The organism is Desulfovibrio sp. (assembly GCF_009712225.1).
Classification (GTDB): Bacteria; Desulfobacterota; Desulfovibrionia; order Desulfovibrionales; family Desulfovibrionaceae; genus Desulfovibrio.
On sequence record NZ_WASP01000008.1, the window covers coordinates 175760 to 194428 of the forward strand.

Below are 18669 nucleotides of genomic sequence, written 5' to 3' on the forward strand. Positions count from 1 at the left end.
ATCTTCCTTCCATATATCACAATAACGATACACAGCTCACACGCCCCCCTATTGCGCACCTACACATCGCCCAGGGCTTAATGAAAAGTATACGCAGTAGAGGGCAACAGGCAAGAGGCAGCATTTGCCCCCGCCCCGCAGCGCTTGCGACTGTGGCATAAAATGTTTATGTAAGCCGCGCCTTCCCCCTTCGGCCTTTTGGTTACTTTTACATTGTCTATATTAAGTTTCCGAAAATACGACCGATAGCTCACTATACGCCGGGTCCGCCAGACTGTCCGGGTCATTTATAAGATTGAGCAGGAGCCTTTTATGACTATCAGACTGCGCGTTATTCTGGGTTTTCTTCTTACCATTGCCGTAATGGCTGCCGGAACACTGCCTTTCATGGTTAAAACCATGCGCGACAATGCAGAGGAAAGCTATCTCGCCAACGCATCCACCCAGCTGCAACTTATGAGCAACTATGTGGAAGCGTTCATCAGCGGTGCCGAACGTGATGTGGCCCTGCTGGCGCAGGAGCCTTACATTGCCGAAGCAGTTGGCCTGTTTCCCAATTTTTCCAATTCCAAGGAAGCAGAAGTATTTTCACGCGCAGATCTTTCGGTAGACGCATTCAAAACAGTCCAGCCCCTTGTTCGACTTGACGAAGGTTCCGAAGACTACGTGGAGGCCTACGCCGGTTACACCGACGGCAGCTACGCCACCTCGGCCGACAATACCAAGGTTCCTGCCGGGTACAATACCAGCAAGCGCCCCTGGTACACCCAGCGTGCGGCTTCTTCCCAAAAGGTTGGCCTTGCAGACAGCTACCTTTCCATCACTGGCGAACTGGTGGTGGCCATTACCCACAAAATGTTTTCTCGCAAGGGCGACTTTACGGGCGTGCTTGGCATCGACGTTTCGCTCAACGGCCTGTCGCAACGCTTTGCCGACCTGAATTTCGGCAAGACCGGCTACTTCATGCTGCTTGAAAACACGGGCCGCATTCTCTGCAACCCTCGCTACAAGGATCTGACCGGCAAAATCATCGGCAAAGACCTGCAGGATCCCGGTCTGGTCAAACTGTTTGGCATGAAGGACGGCTCGGCAAGCACTGTGATCAACGGGCAGGAAGTGCGCGCCAGTGTGCGCACCACCCCCCACGGCTGGAAGATTCTCATGCTTCAGAATGAGGGCGAAATCTTTGCGGCCACCAATTCCGCCATCCATGCCAGCATAGTCATAACCGCAAGCGTTGCCCTGCTCATGCTGATTATTGCCTGGGCCATAGCGCGTTCCATAAACAAGCCCCTGAGCCTCCTGGTCAAGGAAGCCGACAAGGTCGCCACCGGCGATCTGGATGTGAACCTTGACGCACGCCTGTTCTACGGCGAACTGGCGGAACTGCACGCGGCCCTGCTCAACATGGTGACCAACCTTCAGGACATGATCACAACCTCGCGCCAGCAAGGCGAGGAAGCCCACCGCCAGGCGGCGCTTGCCAAGGAGGCCACTGCACAGGCCGAGGAAGCGCGCAAGCAGGCAGAAAACGCCCGCCGCGAGGGCATGCTCAGCGCTGCCCAGCAGCTCGAGGAAGTGGTGAAGATCATTGCTTCTGCCTCAAACGAGCTTGAGGCCCATATTGGTCAGGCCAACCACCTTTCGGGCGAATCGGCCCTGCGGCTTGGTGATGCGGCCACAGCCATGAACCAGATGAACGCCACCGTGCGCGAGGTCGCCAGCAATGCTTCTTCGGCTTCCGGCATGTCTGACCAGACCCGGGCCAATGCCGAAAATGGCGAAAAGATCGTGCAGCAGGCTCTGGAAAGCATTGACCGTGTGCACACGGTTTCGCAGGCGCTCAAGGACGACATGGGCACGCTCAACGACCATGCCCAGGCCATCAACCGCATCATGAACGTTATTTCTGATATCGCCGACCAGACCAACCTACTGGCCCTGAACGCCGCCATTGAAGCGGCTCGCGCTGGCGAGGCTGGCCGCGGCTTTGCCGTGGTGGCTGACGAGGTGCGCAAGCTGGCCGAAAAAACCATGGCCTCGACCAACGACGTGGGCAACGCCATTGCGGCCATCCAGCAGAGCACAGCCAAGAGCGTGGGCAGCGTGGAGAACGCCCTTGAACAGGTAAAAACTGCCACGGAATTTGCCAACAGGTCGGGCGAGGCACTGCGCGAAATCGTCAACAATGCCCTTTCCACCGCTGATCAGGTGCGCGCCATCGCCACGGCCAGTGAGGAACAGTCCGCCACCAGCGAAGAAATCAACAGGTCCATTGTTGACGTCAACGACCGCGCCGAGCAGACCGTGCACGCCATGAACGCCGCCTCCAGCGCGGTGACCGATCTGGCCGAACAGACCAAGAGTCTCGGCAATCTGGTTGCCGACATGAAACGCAGCTAACCCACAGCGCCCATACGCATCCACTTTCAGGGCGTCCGCTTGTCACAAGCGCGACGCCCTGATTTTTTGCGTCTGCCATGCATCACTGGTCACAGGGGGGGCGCATAAGGCCGTCACGGCACACAATCGTAACAAATCCATCATACATATCAGCTGTAAGCACTGGCAATTATTGCCCTGCGGCAATACTCCGCGCCAGGGGAGCACACCATGAAGTCTTCGGCTGTTATGAACAACAGGGAATTGAGCTGGCTCAGTTTCAACGAGCGAATCCTGCAGGAAGCGCGCGACCACACCACCCCACTCATGCAGCGGCTGCGCTTTCTGGGTATTTTTTCCAGCAATCAGGACGAATTCATCAAGGTGCGTGTGGCCTCACTGGTGCGGCTTACCCGTTCGAAAAGCAAGATCAAGCCCCTGCTCATGGGCGGCCTTACGCCCGAAGAAGCCTTGCAGCGAGTGAACGACAAGGCCGCCACTGCGCAAACGGCCTTTCGCGAAACCTACGAGGAAGTGCTGGATGCCATGGAGCACGGGGGCATACGCGTGCGCAACGAAACCGAGCTCAGCGAAGGGCAGGATGCCTTTTGCCGGAGCTATTTCGGCAACGTGGTCTATCCGCAGCTTGTACCGTTGATTCTCAACAAATCTGCTCAGTTACCATTTTTACAAGACAGCCAGATTTACCACGCCGTCAAGATGGAATCAGACGCCGCACCCGGCAAGTGCCGATACGCAGTGCTACGCATCCCCGTTAATGCTGCCTGTCCGCGCTTTGTGGAAATGCCCTCCTCGCCCGGCTGCCACGACATTATTTTTGTGGACGACATTATCAGGCTGTGCCTGAACAATATTTTCTTCATGTTCAATTACGACCGCATCACGGCATATACCTTCAAAGTCATGCGCGATGCGGAACTGAGCCTTGACGACGACGTCTCCAAAAGCCTTATTGAAAAAATGGAAGAAGGTCTGGAACACCGCCTGCGAGGCCGCCCGGTTCGCCTGATCTACGATCAGGCCATGCCAGAAGACCTGCTGTTTCTGCTGGCCTCAAAGCTCAACCTCAAAAAAAGCGAGCTGGACCCCGGCGCGCGTTACCACATGATGCGCAGCCTCATGGACTTTCCACGGGTACGGCCAGACCTTGAGAATGCCGTCATGCCCGCTCTGCAACACCCCGATATCAAACCTTTTTCAAGCATTCTCAAGGTGGTGCGCACCAAGGATATTCTGCTGCATTTTCCCTACCACACCTTTAATCATGTGGTGGAGTTTTTATGCGAGGCGGCCATTGACCCCAAGGTAATCAATATTTCCATTACACTGTACCGCACCGCCGACCACTCGCGTATCATCAATACCCTCATCAATGCCGCTCAAAACGGCAAGAAGGTCACGGCCTGCGTGGAGCTGATGGCCCGCTTTGACGAAGAACGCAACGTCAGAAGCATAGACATGCTGCATCAGGGCGGCGTGCGCGTCATCCACGGTCTCAAGGACCTCAAGGTACACAGCAAGCTTATTCTTGTGGAGCGGGTCGAGGGCGCAAAAAAAACAGGCTATGTCTACATAGGAACAGGAAATTTTAACGAGGACACCGCACGCTTTTACAGCGATGTTGGTCTGCTCAGCGCCAACCCCGGCTTTGTGGAAGATGCGCGCAGCATCTTCAATTTTCTCAATGCCTCGCACAAACCTGTTTCGTGCTGCGAGCTGGTGGCGGCCCCCCAGTGCATGCGGCCTTTTTTTACCCAGTGCATCGAACGCGAAATACGCAATGCCAGAGCGGGCAAAAAGGCCTTTATCCACGTCAAGCTCAACAGCCTCACGGACGAAGCCATGATCAGGCTGCTGTACCGCGCAAGCAAGGCAGGGGTGGACGTGCGGCTCATCGTGCGCAGCGCCTGCTGCCTCAAGCCCCAGGTACAGGGGCTCAGCGACCATATACGAGCCATCAGCATTGTGGACAAGTTTCTGGAGCACGCTCGAATTCTGCTTTTTTGCAACAACGGCAGTGAGCTGGCCTATATTTCAAGCGCCGACTGGATGCCCCGCAATCTCGACCGCAGGCTTGAGGTGGCGGCCCCGGCGCACTGCCCGGCCATACGGCAGACCCTGCGGGATATTTTTGACATTCAGTGGGCAGACAACGTCAAGGCCCGCATACTCGATGGCACTGGTGCAAACAGGTACAGCAAGGGCGAGGGCGTGGCACCCTGCCGCTCGCAGGCAATGCTGCACGCGTATTACAGCCGCAAATCATTGCAGACAAAGGAACAGACAGCAACGCTGACGCCAGAGGGAAAGACCAGGAACAGGGGCACCCCCCCGGCAAAGACTCAGACAAGGACCACCGCGCCCAAAAACCGCACCCGCAAAAAGCCCCGGCAGGCCCAACCTGCCCGCGGGCTTACCACGCAGACCAGCCAGCAGCCACCGGCAGAATCCTAGCCATATCTGCCGGACACGGGCAGTCCAAGCCCGCAAAAATCAGTGTATATTCCGGTGATCTTGGTGTAGTGTCTTCCATCGCGCACATGCGCGCGGTGATGACCACCAGGCATTTCACCCACTGCCGCACGAGGAGACAGAGTGAAACCCAGCATGCTTGCCGCCGTTGACGTGGGCTCCAACGCCATCCGCTTTCTTATCAGCAACGTTGAAGAGCTGACGCACGACAAACCGGTTAAAAAAAACGCCTACCTTCGCATTCCCATCCGGCTGGGAACAGATGTTTTTCTCTACGGAGCCATTTCAGAGCAGAAGCAGGCTGCCTTTCTCGATGCCATGACAGGTATTGCCCACATAATGCGTGCCTACGGGGTTGACCATTACCGTATCTGCGCCACCAGCGCCATGCGCGATGCCGCCAACGGGCAGGACATCATGAGACTGGTGCGCGAAAAAACAGGCCTGCGCATTGACATAGTCACCGGGCTTGAAGAAGCGCAAATTCTCTTTAACGCCAACGCATTATCCAGATTTACCGATGTAAACAGCGCCCTGTACGTTGACGTGGGCGGCGGCAGCACCGAGGTGGTGGCCCTGCGCGATGGCAAACTGCAGGAGGCTTTTTCCTTCCAGCTGGGCACGGTGCGCATTCTCGCCAATGCCGTCAATCCTGCAGAACGGGAACGGTTTCACGCCGAGATGCACAGGCTTGGCGAAACCTACGCCCCCGAATGTGTCATTGCCTCGGGCGGCAACATCAACAAGGTTTCAAAGCTGCTTGAAAAACGCGAAGGCAAGCCCGTGGGCGCGCCCGAATTGCGCGCCCTGCACAAAGACCTGCTGGGCCTCAAGCTTGAGGAGCGCATGGAAAAATACGGCCTCAACGCTTACCGGGCAGACGTTATTGTTCCGGCGCTCGATATTTTTCTGGGAGTTGTGGACATGTCAGGGGCAAAACAGCTGATAATTCCCAAAATCGGTCTTGTGGACGGCATTATCCGCCACATGTGGCTGAACGGCGACAACCTGGAAGACCGGGCCTGCCCCAAGGCTTCGCTCTAGCCACACACGGGGCTGATACTTGCCCGGCCATGCGTACGGTACGCCGCCATTGTCTGACTGCCTGTTGCCCACGCCAGCCCGCCCCTTTAAGATTTGCGCCTCCCCCCAGGCGTAAGCCCTGCCGACCGGCCCATATTTGGGGCCAATTATAGACAAACACTGCCGATTCCGGCATTCATAACCTATCGGCCAATAAACGCCCAGCGCCAATGGCCCTTTCCTGTTTACCGGCCCGTACTTCCACTGTTTTCGCAGCGTTCCGGCTTTTTTACGCCGGCCATTCCGCCTTTGCCCTCTACCGCACCGCGGAGGAATCATGCCGTCTACGCAACTGCGCCTTTTGTTTGTTATTCTGGCTGTTTTTCTGTGCGCGGCCCCGGCCATGGCCGGGCCTGCCTACAGGGTGGCTGCGCCCAGCAACCCGCAGGAAGACAACTGGCTGCGCCGCGAGGGGTTTTCCATAACCTTTCAGGTAGATGAAGCCCGCTGCAAAAAGGAATACGGCGCTGACTGGTCGCGCCAATGCGCTTCCGCCCCCGCCGGGGAGGAAGGCCGCGTGGTGGAAGCCGTGCGCATAACCCCGCCCGTGGCTGGCGTGTGGCGCTGGGTCGATGACTCTACCATGGAGTTTACGCCCAAGGAACACCTCGCCCCCGACACGCGCTATACCATTTCGCTCGAAAAAATGTCCCTACCAGGGCGCTTTTCGCTCAAGCGGCAGGCGGTGTACGCCACCCAGCCCCAGGCCGTGCGCGTAGGCAAGGAGACTTTCTGGATTGATCCCTCGCCCAAGGGCGCGCATGCGGTCTCCGTACCCCTGCGCTTTATCTGGCCCGTGACCGGGCAGGACATGGATGGTCGCATAACCATCGGCCCCAGCGATGTCAAAAGCGGTCTGGCCCTTGGCCCAGTGCGCCTTGTGTGGAACGAACGCCGCGACGAGGTGGTGGTTACCGCGCCCGTTACGGCCCTGCCCGAGACCAACGCCGCCGCACGCATCACCATTAAGGGCCTGCCTCCCTTTGCCGAAGGTTCGGGCAAGTGCGTGGTGGCCGCGCCCAAGAAGGACGCCAAAACCCCGCAGAGTATGAATGTGGAGGCCCTGTTCTCCATAACAGGCCGCAGCCGTCTTATGGATGTGGCAAAAATCACCGTCAGCCCCGTTTACGACGACAAGCTCGACAAAAAATTCCAGCTCGAGGTCAGAACCACCCTGCGCGTGCTGCCCACAGAGCTGCTGCGCAAACTTGAACTTATCCAGCTGCCCCGAAAGCTCACCGCCGAGGCAGGCAAGGACACCGACTGGACCAAGATGCCCGCCATCAGCCCGGACGACGTCAAAAACGGCACGCGCCTCAAGCCAGAGCTCATGCAGGCCGCCGACGAACCCGCTGACCGCATCCTGCTGCGTATTCCCGCCGAGGCGGGGCGTGGCCTGCTGGCAGCCGTGGACAAGGGCCTGCCCTCCACCGCAGGGCCGGAAACAGCACAGGTGCGCCGCTTTATCATGACAGTGCCCTCGCTTGGTTCAGAAGTGGACTTTCTGCAACCCGGCAACGTGCTGACCCTGAGCGGTCAGAAAAAACTTGATATTTACGCCACGGGCCTCACCTCGGTGACCTGGCGGGCAGAGCGTATCCGCGATCCTTTCCTTGCCCTTGCGGCAAAAGAATCGGGCTTTGAAGAAACCACCTATGACATTGATGTTATGAGCGAAGTGGTCGAGGGCCGCATAGACGTGCGCAAGGACAAGGACGGCACATCGTCCTTTCCCGTGCTTGATCTCGCCCCGCTGCTGCGCAGTGGCAAGGAGCCCGTACACGGCCTCATGCGCATGGTGCTTACAGGCTATCAGGGTGACCAGTCCATTGCCTCTACCTCGCGCATACTGCTTGTTACAGACATGGGCCTTACCGTTAAAATGGCGGGTGATGGCGCGCGCACGGTATTTGTGCAGCACCTTGGCACAGGCCATCCCGTACAGGGCGCAGAGGTTCGCCTGCTGGGCGTAAACGGTTTGCCACTGCAAACCGCCCTCACCAATGCCCAGGGCCGTGCCGACCTGCCATCCGCCAACGGCCTTGAACGCGAAAAACGCCCCGTGGCCGTTGTGGCTCTGGCCCCCAACGCTGGCAAGCCTGCCGATCAGGGCAAGGATTCCGGCCCGCAGGATCTGGCCTGGCTTTCGCTCGACGACGCCACCCGCATGGTGGACTACAGCAACTTTGCCATTTCTGGCCGCCACACCTCGGCAGACGGCCTCAGCGCCTCTGTTTTCAGCCAGCGCGGCATCTACCTGCCCGGCGAGACCCTGCACTTTGGCTGCATTGTGCGGCGGTTCGACTGGCAGCCCATGCCCGCCGGTCTGCCGCTAGAGGCAGTACTGGTCAGCCCTACCGGTGCGGAAGTCATGCGCCGCGCCTTTACCGTGGGTGACGACGGTCTTAATTCCTTTGATTGGGCATGCCCCGCCGACGCGCCTGTGGGTTCGTATCAGCTTGATGTGCGCCTGCCCGGCGGCAATGCGCGCGCTGGCGCTTCGCCCGTGCTGGGCAGCACCCGCGTGCGTGTTGAAGAATTCCAGCCCGACACCCTGGCTCTTGCGGCCAGCTTTACGCCCACCGCCCCCAAGGGCTGGATACGCACAGGACAGGATGCCCCGGCCATTGAGGCCCAGGCCCGTCTCGACAACCTGTATGGCGAACCGGCAGTGAACCACCGGGTGCAGGCCACCCTGCGCACGGAAAAAAGCCGCCTGCATTTTACGGGCTACGAAGAATACACCTTTTATGAACCAGCTGGTTTCGAGGGCGAAGCCCAGTCGCTGGAGCTGCCTGCCGCCTTTACCGACAGCAAGGGCATAGCCGCCTTTGCCCTGCCCTTGGGCAGACTGCAGGCGGGAACCCTGCGCGGAGCCGTGCAGATTGAAGGTTTTGAACCAGCTGGCGGCAGGGCCGTTACCCGCCAGCTTGAGTCGCTCTTCTCGCCGCTGGCCGTGGCCCTTGGCTACAAACCAGAGGGCGAAGTCAACAACCTCGACTATATTCCCCAGAACGCCAAGGCCTCGCTGCACCTGCTGGTGCTGAACAACGACCTTGCCCCGGTCAACCTTGCCAAGGCCGAAGCCGTGTTTTCCGCGCGGCGCTATGTCAACAGTCTGGTGACCGACTCTCGCGGCGAATACCGCTACGACGCCACGCCCGTGGATACGGAACTTACCCGCAAAACTCTCGATCTGGGCGCGCAGGGTCTTTCGCTGCCCCTGCCCACTACCGATGCGGGTGATTACCTGCTCACAGTGCGACAGGCCGACGGAACCGTGCTGGCGGTTATTCCCTACACCGTTGCCGGTAACAGGCTTGCACAGCCTTCGTCGCTTTCTGCCGAATCCCTTGCCAAGGGCGATCTGCGCATCAAGCTCGACAAACAGCAATACGCCCCTGGCGAAACCATCAAGATGCGTCTTTCCACACCCTACGCGGGCGCTGGCCTCATAACCATTGAGCGCGAAAATGTACTGGCTCAGACGTGGTTTACGGCCCAGGCTGGCGAAACCGTGCAGGAAATACGCATTCCCGACGATTTTCAGGGGCGCGGCTACGTCAACGTTTCCTATGCCCGCTCGCTGGATTCGGACGTCATCTACATGAAGCCGCACGTGGTGGCCGTGGCCCCGTTCATGTCGGGTATGGACCAGCGCGACATGGGCCTTGCCCTTACGGCTCCCGCCCGCACTCTGCCGGGTGACACCGTTACCGTGCGCCTTACCTCGCGCGTTCCGGGGCGGGCGCTGATTTTTGCCGTGGACGAAGGCGTGCTGCAACTTACCAGTTTCACCACCCCCGACCCTCTGCGCGATCTTTTGGGCGACCGGGCGCTGGACGTGAGCACGGCCCAGATATTTGACCTGCTCATGCCCGACCATGCGCGCCTGCGTGGCCGTATTCCCGGTTTCGGCGGCGACATGTCTGGCCCCGGCGGGCGTTTCCTTAATCCTTTCAAGCGCAGGGGCGAACCGCCCTTTGCCCTGTGGCAGGAAATTGTACCTGTGGACGCCAACGGCACCGAGGTGCGCTTTACCGTGCCGCAGTACGCCAGCGGCAAAATCCGCATTATGGCCGTGGGCAGTGCCGCACCCAAGCAGGGGCTCGCTCTTGCGGGCAGAACGGAATCCTACATGGAAGTGCGTGGCACGCTGATTCTCAAGCCCCTGCTGCCGCTGGCCGCGGCCCCCGGCGACGAGTTCGACGGGGCTCTGGTTGTGGCCAATACGGTTGAGGGCAGCGGCCCCGGCGCACGTGTGCGTATAAGCATGGAAAGCGCCTCTGAAGGTCTGGCCTTTGTTCAGCAACCCGCTCCGCAAACCGTTACCGTAGATGAAAACGGCGAGGCCACGGTCAGCTTCCGCATGCGGGCGCAGGACAGCCTGGGCGAAGCATCGGTACGCTTTACAGCAAGTCTTGAAGACCCCAAAAACGCCAGGGGCGAAAGCATCAAGGCAGGTGCAGACAAGCCCGTCATCCGCACCCAGACCGTTTCCATACGGCCCCCAGTGCCGCGTCTGCGCACAGAAACCGTAACTCCCCTGCGCGGCCCCACCAGCGTGGACGTGCAGCGCAACCTGTATCCTTTTGAAGCCCAGAGCCAGGCAAGCGTGGGCGCCATGCCCGTTCTTGCCCTGCGTTCGCTGCTCGCCAAACTCAACACCTACCCCTACGGCTGCACAGAACAGCTCATCAGCCGGGCCATGCCCTACGCCGCCCTGCTGGGCGCGCCCGAGGCCCGGCACGAGGTGCTGCGCAACCCCAACATCAGCCCCGAAACCATGCTCAAGCAGGGCAACAAGGTCATCAGCGCCGCTCTCAGTGCCGTCATGGGCAACTTTACCCAGTACGAGGGCGTAAGCCTGTGGCCCGGCGGCGGCACCAACGACTTTGTCACTGCCTATGCGGCAGACTTCCTGCTCACCCTGCGTGACAGCGGAACCGTCACGCCCGAGGGTCTTGCGCAGAACCTGCTCGATACCCTCGAGACCCTTGTGGGCCGCTCGCCCACCGACATGGCCGATGCCCGCACCAAACTGTATGCGGCGTGGATTCTGCAGCGCGATGGTCGCATCATGACCCAGGATCTGGAGCGCCTTGAGCAGTGGCTCAAGGACAATGAAAAAGGCTGGGAGAATGACATAGCCGCCGCGTTCCTTGCAGACAGCTTTGACATGCTGCGCCTGCGCCGCCGTGCGGAGCAGCGCATGCCCGCAACCATCAATCGCTGCGACGATACCTTCATGAGCAACGGCGCGGCCAAAGCCCTGCACGCGCTCATGGTGGTGCGGCACTTCCCCGAAAAGAAAAAACAGCTGCGCATGGCTGACCTGCTCGACAGCGCCTTCAGCACCAATGCCACCACCGTGGACATGGGTCTTGGAGCCAGAACCCTGCTGGTCATGGGCGACGCTGCGGCTCTCAAGGCAGACAGCCTGCGCCTGACCTGCCAGCAGTATGCCCAGGGCTTCAGCCCGGTGGAGACCAAGGCAGCGCCTCTTGGCGGCGCGCTTGTGCTGGATGCCCCGGGCTGCACCCGTTATCAGGTTGAAATGCCGCAGGGCGAGCCCCTGCTCAGCCTGCTGACCACCACCGAAGGCTTTGACCGCGCTCCCATGAGCGACGCCGCCAATGGCATCAGTCTGCAACGGCGCTATCTTGATTCCAGGGGCGAGGCCATCACCACCGCAAAGCTGGGTGACGTGATTACGGTAGAACTGGCCGTACAGGCCAGTAGCGAGATCAACAACGTGGTGCTGGTCGACCTTTTGCCCGGCGGTTTTGAACCTGTGCTGGAAAAGAACGGCCAGAGCCAGCCGCAGGATGGGCTCGTGCGCTACGAACGCCGCGAGGACAGGGGCATCTTCTTCATAGACCTTAACGACGACCGCCAGACCTTCACCTACAAGGTTCGCGCAGCCTCGCGCGGCCGATTTGTGCAGCCTACAGCGGCGGCAGAGGCCATGTACAACCCGGCAGTCAACGCCCGCACGGGCGGCGGAAATGTCGCTGTCGAATAACCTCTTGGCCCGGTTTCGCATGGCATTACCGCATTTGCGGAACCGGGCCTCACTTGCAATCCATGCCTTCTGCGCCTTTTTGCGGCGCAGAAGGCGCATTGTGACCGTGCTGGGCATTCTTGCCCTGCCGCTGGCAGCCCTGCTGTTGTGGCTGGCCCTCGCCCCCTGTCCACACCCTCTGGAGGGCGTGTCGTTTTCACGCATGGTGCTCGACAAGCGCGGCGGCATCATGCGCGTGAGCCTTTCTGCAGACCAGAAGTACCGCATCCGCATCCGTCTGGCCGATATCCCCCCTGCAGCGGTGGATACCGTGCTGCGCTACGAAGACAGATTTTTCTGGCACCACCCAGGCATCAATCCCCTTTCCATCCTCCGCGCCGCCGCCGGTATTGTCACCGGGGGCCGCCGCATGGGCGGCTCAACCATTACCATGCAGGTTGCCCGGCTTTCGGCAGGTCTTGAAACGGGCAAGCTGGGGGCAAAGCTGCGCCAGATGCTGCTGGCCCTGCAACTGGAGTGGCACTACAGCAAGGAAGAAATTCTCGAGGCCTACTTCAACCTGGCCCCATACGGCGGCAATGTGGAGGGGCTGGGCGCGGCGGCCGTTTGCTATTTTCACAAGACCGCAGCCCAGCTGGCCCCGGCAGAGAGCGCGGCTCTCATGCTTGTGCCGCAAAACCCCGCAAGGCGCAGGCCCGCACGAGACAACAAGGCCTTTAGCCAGGCCGTGCACCGGCTCAATGAAACGTGGTTTGGCAAAAAGGAATCCGCACCCCTGCGCGTGTACAGCCCGCAGAACATGCCTTTTGTGGCACCCCATCTGAGCACGGAGCTGTTGCAGCGCCCCGGCGCAGACACCCTGCGCACCACCATCGACGCAACCGCCCAGCGCCGTATGGAGCGTCAGCTGGCCCGTTTTGCCGCGCGCCACAGCGCCTACGGCCTCACCAACTGCGCGGCTCTGCTGCTGCACTGGCCCAGCATGGAGGTACGCGCCCTGGCGGGCTCTGCCGATTTTTTCAACCGTTCTATTGAAGGGCAGGTTGACGGCACGCGGGCGCGGCGTTCGCCGGGTTCTACGCTCAAACCCATGATATACGCGCTGGCTCTGGAGCAGGGGCTCATCCATCCCCAGACCCTGCTGGCCGACACTCCCCACAGTTTTGCGGGCTACGACCCCGAAAACTACGATGGCGCGTTCCGTGGCCCCCTTTCTGCGGCTGAGGCCCTGCGCGCCAGCCGAAACGTGCCAGCCATAACGCTTACGTCCAAACTTACGCGGCCCACGCTCTATGAATTTTTACGCCGTGCCGGTGTGGAATTTGCCGACGGCGCAGACCACTACGGCCTGTCACTGGTGCTGGGCGGCGCGGAGGTAAGCATGCGCGAGCTGGCGGGCCTGTATGCCATGCTTGCCAACAAGGGCGTGTGGCGCCCCCTGCGTTACCTGACGGACGAAGCGCCTTCGGCTCCGGCCCTGCCCCTGCTGACGCCAGAGGCTTCCTTTGTGACGCTGTCCATGCTGGAAGCCCCGGACCCGGACAGGATGGCGCGTTCGCAGGGCGGCACTGTGCTGCCCGTGCGGCTCAAAACCGGCACATCCAACGGATTTCGCGATGCCTGGGCCGTGGGCCAGTTTGGCCCCTACGTGCTGGCGGTGTGGGTGGGCAATTTCAACAATGCGGCAAATCCGCTGCTTGTGGGCGGTATGGTGGCTGCACCGCTGTTTATGGACATAACCCGCGAGCTGGCCGCAGCAGAACCCATGACCGACCCATTTCACGATCCGGCCCCCAGCCTCAATGTGGAAAAACTGAAAGTGTGTGCGGCCACGGGCGATCTTGATACCTCGCTGTGTCCGGAAACCACACTCACATGGTTTATTCCCGGTGTTTCGCCGGTTGCGCCTTCGGGCGTCTTTCGCCCCATTCTCATCGACAAGGCCAGCGGGCTGCGTGCCTGCGCCCCGCAGGAGGGCCGCACGGAACAACGCGTGTGGGAATTCTGGCCCAGTGATCTGGCCCGCATGTTTGCGCGGGCGGGCATGCCCAAGCCGCCGCCACCGCCCTTTGAAGAACAATGCCGCCGTGAACAAAAAGTGGAAGGCCAGCCGCCCACCATAATCCAGCCCAAAAACGGCCTGATCTATCGCCGCACTGCAGACGCGCAGAACGGCAGCATGGTCTTTATGGCCCATGCAGAGGCTGGCGTGCGCGAACTCTACTGGTTTGCCAACGACAGTTATGTGGGGAGCACCGCGCCCGGTGAACCACTGCTGTGGCCTGTGGCGCTGGGAGATGTTTCGGTACGGGTGGTGGACGACGCGGGTCGGGCTTCGCGGCGCAACATACGTGTGCGGGCCGCACCCTAGAGGTCGAAGGTAAAAGTTTTAAGATGCCATGTCGGACAAGGATTTTTCACCAGCCTGCAGGCATTTCGCTACTTCTGGCAATGCGGGCAGAACACTGTGGCGCGGCCAGCCACCTTGGCTTTTTCAAGCGCGCGGCCACAAGCCCGGCAGGCCTGACCGCCGCGCCCATACACGGCAAAACTGTTCTGAAACGCGCCTACATTGCCGTTGGCATCGCGGTAATCGCGTATGGAACTGCCGCACTGCGAGATGGAGAGCAGCAGTACGTCCTTGAGACAGGCCAGCAGGCGGCTGCGCTGCGCTGCTGTAAGCAAGGCCGCCTTGCAGCGCGGGTCGATGCCCGCCGCAAACAGGCTTTCGTCCGCATAAATGTTGCCCACGCCCGCAATGACCTTCTGATCCAGCAGCACGGCCTTGATGGCCGCATTCCTGCCGTCCAGACAGGCTGAAAATGCCACATCTGTCAGCTCCAGCGGCTCCGGCCCCAGCTCACGCCAAAAGCTCCACTGCTGCATCGTTTGCGGTGTTCCCGCCAACAACAGGCCAAAAGCCCGCACATCATCAAAAAACAGGCGGCGCTTCTGTCCCTGCGCGTCTGCCAGGTCAAACACGCAGCGTGTGTGCGTGCCGGGCTGGGTGTTCGCCGGATAGGTCATGAGGCGGCCGGTCATGCGCAGGTGTACCGCCAGCCGCAGGCCGGTTGCTGCACGCACTTGTGGTCTGGCGGCCTGTGCCGCGTCCAGCTCGAGCAGCAGCAGTTTGCCGCGCCTGCCCACATCGGTGATGGTGCAACCCTGCAAATCCTCTGGCCGCAGACTCAGGGGGTGCAGACTTGAATCGCGCAGCAAGCTTGCCCCGGTAATAACGCAGCCCTGCACATGGGGCCGCAGCGTGCGGGCAACGGTTTCTACTTCTGGCAGTTCCGGCATGGTGTACCTGTGCTGGCTGATGGTGCGGCCCAATGAATTGAGGGAAGAACCTTCTGCGAAAGTTCTTCCCCCATAATTGCTGCGGCGCATGCCGCATGTCAAATCATACCGCCCGTATGGCGGCAAAATTTTTGTGACCCGCAGCCCGTGGCCTGAGCTATGAGCTCTCGGCCTCAGTAGCTGTTTTGCTATCGGCCTTATTATCGGCCTTGGTGTCGGCAAGGTAAATGTCCAGCAGTCCCTCGGGCGGATCAATAACCACCGCTGGGGCATCCATATCAAAGCCGGCGATAAACTCTGGCCGCGCGGGAAAGAGCACTTCCTTGTCATCATCGGTCATGATGACCCACATTTCAAGGCCTGCAGGGTACTCAAAATGGTCAAGCCTGCCTATGCGGGTTCCGTCGGGCAAAACCACGTCGCAGCCCAGCAGGTCTTCCAGATAGACCTCGTCGTCATCGGGTTCGGGCAAGTCTTCACGCCGCATAAGCAGCTTGCAGCCGCGCAGGGCCTCAGCCGCAGTGCGGTCGGCAACGCCTTCCAGCTGCAGCAGGGGGCGTTCCTTGTGGCTGCGCACAGCCGCAATTTTGAGACGACGCGGGGCATCCTTGCCCTTCTGCAACCATAGTGGCGTGCCCAAAAGCAAGGGGGAGTCCGCATACCAATCGATGCAGATCTCCCCTTTGATGCCGTGGGGCCGCGCCAGCGTACCCATGTGAATCCAGGATTCCGTCATATTTCCAGTTTTGCCGCGTGGCGGCTGGCTGATTGTTGCCGCGCCCAGAGGGGCGGCGGCAGGCGGAACCGGGTTTTTCCCTTCACTGCCACCGATTTGGGGCAACAAATGGGAATAAACGCGGCGCTACTCCATAATTTCCAGCACTGTGCGCTTTTTGCACTTGATGGATGCGGCGCTCAGGATGGTGCGCATGGCTCTGGCCGTGCGCCCCTGCTTGCCGATAACCTTGCCAAGGTCCTCTTTGGCGACCTTGAGCTCAAGAACTGTAGTCTGTTCGCCTTCTACTTCGCCGACTTGCACGTCTTCGGGATGATCCACAAGGGACCGGGCAATGTACTCTATCAGGGCTTTCATATGTACCTCCAGTAGGGGGGTCAGCCTGAGGACTTTGGCCGCGCTATGCGCGTCCAGAGCCCAATCGGGGCCTGCATGCACGCCGCCGCCGGTTCTTGCGAACCGGGAATGATATTGCCTGAGCTTTCCCAAAGAGCAGCCCGCAGCAAAATTCTCCTTCAGGTCTTGCCTGAAAGAGATTTGCCGTGGGCCATGCGCCGCCGCAAAGAAAACCCAGAATACTAGGCCATGTGCGCTTTGATAAGAGCGCGCACGGTGTCGGTGGGCTCAGCGCCGCGACCCAGCCATTCCTTGATTTTGTCAGCGTCAAGCTTCACTTCAACCGGATTGACCATGGGGTTGTAGTAGCCCAGGAATTCCAGCGGACGGCCATCACGACGGGTTTCGTCGTTAGCGGCCACCACACGGTAGAAGGGGTGCTTCTTGCTGCCAAGGCGGGTCAATTTCAACTTTACTGCCATGAGGTTTACTCCCTTTGATTGGTGTTATGTTAGCGTTGCGCCCGGGAAAGGGCAAGGGCTTGAAGCCCTGGCGCAAAGAGATACACAGCCGCACTTTGCGGCGCTCCTTGCCCCGTAAATTTGTTTACTTTTTCTTGCGCTTGGGGCGCTCTTTTTTCTTGCGCTTCTTGGGTGCGGCCTTGGTTGCGCCAGCGCGCGCGCCGGGCATGCCTTCCATACCGGGCATACCAGGCATTCCACCCATACCGGGCATGCCGGGCATACCACCCATGTTGGGCATACCGCCCATGCCGCCAAGCCCTTTGGGCAGGTTCATGCCGGGGGGCATGCCGCGCATGCGGGGCATGGAGGGCATTTTGGCTCCCTTGCCGCCCATCATGCCCTTCATCATCTGGCGCATCTGCTCAAACTGGCGCACAAGCTGGTTTACCTGGGCCACGGATACACCCGAGCCCTTGGCAATACGCGCCCTGCGGCTGCCGTTGAGGATGTCGGGATTGCGGCGCTCGGCCATGGTCATGGAATTGATAATGGCCTCGGTGCGCTCCATTTCCTTTTCAGGCATGGCCCCGCTGGCTTCTGCCAGCTTTTCGCGCAGGCCGCCCATGCCAGGAATCATCTTAAGGATGCTGTCGAGCGAACCAAGCTTTTTGATGCGGCGCATCTGGGTGCGAAAATCTTCAAGGTCAAAGCTGGCCTTCTTCATCTTGAGGGCCAGTTCTTCGGCTTCTTCGGCGTTGATGGTGCTCTGCGCCTTTTCAACCAGGGTGAGCACATCGCCCATGCCAAGAATGCGGCCAGCGATACGGTCGGGGTGGAAAACTTCCATCTCCGACAGCTTTTCGCCCATACCCACAAACTTGACAGGTGCGCCGGTAACCGAGCGGATGGAGAGAGCAGCGCCACCGCGCGCATCGCCGTCCATCTTGGTGAGCACCACGCCGGTAATGCCGAGGCGCTCGTTGAAGCTTTCGGCCACGGTCACGGCGTCCTGACCGGTCATGGCGTCGGCGACAAACAGAATTTCCTGGGGCTGTACCGCCTGCTTGATGGCGGCCAGTTCCTGCATGAGGGGTTCGTCCACGTGCAGGCGGCCAGCTGTATCGAGCAGCAGCACGGTGGCCTGCTCTTCGCGGGCCTTTTCAAGCGCTGCCTTGGCGATGTCCACGGGGTTCATGTCCACCGTGGAGGGGAAGCAGGGCATGTCGAGCTGTTTAGCCAGCACGGTCAGCTGATCAATAGCCGCAGGGCGGTAAACGTCGGCAGGCACAAGGTAGGGGCGCATTTTCTGCTTGCGCAGAATATTGGCGATCTTGCCAGCCGAGGTGGTTTTACCCGAACCCTGCAGGCCCACAAGCATGATGACCGCAGGTTCGCGTCCCTGCAGGTTCAGCCCCGCGGTTTCGCCGCCAAGCAGCTGCACGAGCTCGTCGTGAACAATCTTGACCACCTGCTGGGCAGGGCTGACGCCCTTGAGCACCTCTTGCCCAAGGCACTTTTCGCGCACGCTTTCCACAAAGTCTTTTACGACCTTGAAGTTGACGTCCGCCTCAAGCAGGGCAAGGCGCACTTCGCGCAGGCCAGCCTGCACGTTTTCTTCGGTAAGCTGCCCGCGCCCGCTGAAATTGCGGAAAACGCCTGAAAGTCTGTCGGAAAGGCTCTCGAACATGAAGACCCCATTGCACCGCAGCCTCTGCGGTGAAAAAATCGGCGCATTTGCGCCCGCCCCGCCACTGCCGCCGCTCACAAGCAAGGGCCGCGCGTTGGTCGAAGTGCTGATTCATAGGCTGTTTGATGCTGCACGTCAAGCCTTACGCGCAGAATGCCCTTGC

General features: G+C 60.2%; 10 protein-coding genes. 5 read left to right on the top strand and 5 right to left on the bottom strand.

All coding sequences use genetic code 11. The features are described 5' to 3' along the window. The first annotated feature begins 312 nt into the window (after window positions 1-312). From F8N36_RS11200 to pbpC, 5 genes are all read left to right on the top strand, one after another. Entirely contained in the window at window positions 313-2403 is a 2091-nt protein-coding gene (locus F8N36_RS11200; protein ID WP_291332898.1) for a methyl-accepting chemotaxis protein, read from the top strand. 210 nt (window positions 2404-2613) lie between these two features. Then, a complete protein-coding gene (gene ppk1 / locus F8N36_RS11205) occupies window positions 2614-4857 on the top strand; it encodes a polyphosphate kinase 1 (RefSeq protein WP_291332899.1) in 2244 nt (747 codons plus the stop codon). Window positions 4858-4998: 141 nt separating this feature from the next. Beyond that, window positions 4999-5919 (top strand): hypothetical protein, encoded by a 921-nt coding sequence (locus F8N36_RS11210; RefSeq protein ID WP_291332900.1) that lies wholly within the window; start codon window positions 4999-5001, stop codon window positions 5917-5919. Window positions 5920-6235: 316 nt separating this feature from the next. Next, window positions 6236-11983, top strand: a complete 5748-nt coding sequence (locus tag F8N36_RS11215) for an MG2 domain-containing protein (protein WP_291332901.1) — start codon at window positions 6236-6238, stop codon at window positions 11981-11983. Window positions 11984-12002: 19 nt separating this feature from the next. Continuing rightward, window positions 12003-14354, top strand: coding sequence for a penicillin-binding protein 1C (gene pbpC / locus F8N36_RS11220; protein ID WP_291332902.1), 2352 nt, complete (start codon window positions 12003-12005; stop codon window positions 14352-14354). 68 nt (window positions 14355-14422) lie between these two features. On the opposite strand, the gene mutM is transcribed toward pbpC, so the two are convergent. The 5 genes from mutM to ffh all read right to left on the bottom strand — a co-directional run bounded on the left by mutM (window position 14423) and on the right by ffh (window position 18506). Then, on the bottom strand, window positions 14423-15283 hold the full coding sequence (mutM, locus tag F8N36_RS11225) for a bifunctional DNA-formamidopyrimidine glycosylase/DNA-(apurinic or apyrimidinic site) lyase (protein WP_291333078.1): 861 nt from the start codon (window positions 15281-15283) through the stop codon (window positions 14423-14425). 157 nt (window positions 15284-15440) lie between these two features. Continuing rightward, complete coding sequence (gene rimM / locus F8N36_RS11230) at window positions 15441-16019, bottom strand: ribosome maturation factor RimM (protein WP_291332903.1); 579 nt, start codon at window positions 16017-16019, stop codon at window positions 15441-15443. A gap of 126 nt (window positions 16020-16145) precedes the next feature. Continuing rightward, complete coding sequence (locus F8N36_RS11235; protein WP_291332904.1) at window positions 16146-16376, bottom strand: KH domain-containing protein; 231 nt, start codon at window positions 16374-16376, stop codon at window positions 16146-16148. 221 nt (window positions 16377-16597) lie between these two features. Further along, window positions 16598-16837, bottom strand: coding sequence for a 30S ribosomal protein S16 (gene rpsP, locus F8N36_RS11240; RefSeq protein WP_291332905.1), 240 nt, complete (start codon window positions 16835-16837; stop codon window positions 16598-16600). Between the two features lie 124 nt (window positions 16838-16961). Beyond that, complete coding sequence (gene ffh, locus F8N36_RS11245; protein WP_291332906.1) at window positions 16962-18506, bottom strand: signal recognition particle protein; 1545 nt, start codon at window positions 18504-18506, stop codon at window positions 16962-16964. Between the last annotated feature and the right edge of the window lie 163 nt (window positions 18507-18669).

Excerpts from the sequence above, each read along its gene's own strand:
- ffh (WP_291332906.1), bottom strand. The coding sequence starts at position 18,506 with ATGTTCGAGAGCCTTTCCGACAGACTTTCAGGCGTTTTCCGCAATTTC.
- rpsP (WP_291332905.1), bottom strand. The coding sequence starts at position 16,837 with ATGGCAGTAAAGTTGAAATTGACCCGCCTTGGCAGCAAGAAGCACCCC.
- F8N36_RS11200 (WP_291332898.1), top strand. The coding sequence starts at position 313 with ATGACTATCAGACTGCGCGTTATTCTGGGTTTTCTTCTTACCATTGCC.
- F8N36_RS11215 (WP_291332901.1), top strand. The coding sequence starts at position 6,236 with ATGCCGTCTACGCAACTGCGCCTTTTGTTTGTTATTCTGGCTGTTTTT.
- F8N36_RS11235 (WP_291332904.1), bottom strand. The coding sequence starts at position 16,376 with ATGAAAGCCCTGATAGAGTACATTGCCCGGTCCCTTGTGGATCATCCC.
- pbpC (WP_291332902.1), top strand. The coding sequence starts at position 12,003 with ATGGCATTACCGCATTTGCGGAACCGGGCCTCACTTGCAATCCATGCC.
- rimM (WP_291332903.1), bottom strand. The coding sequence starts at position 16,019 with ATGACGGAATCCTGGATTCACATGGGTACGCTGGCGCGGCCCCACGGC.
- mutM (WP_291333078.1), bottom strand. The coding sequence starts at position 15,283 with ATGCCGGAACTGCCAGAAGTAGAAACCGTTGCCCGCACGCTGCGGCCC.
- ppk1 (WP_291332899.1), top strand. The coding sequence starts at position 2,614 with ATGAAGTCTTCGGCTGTTATGAACAACAGGGAATTGAGCTGGCTCAGT.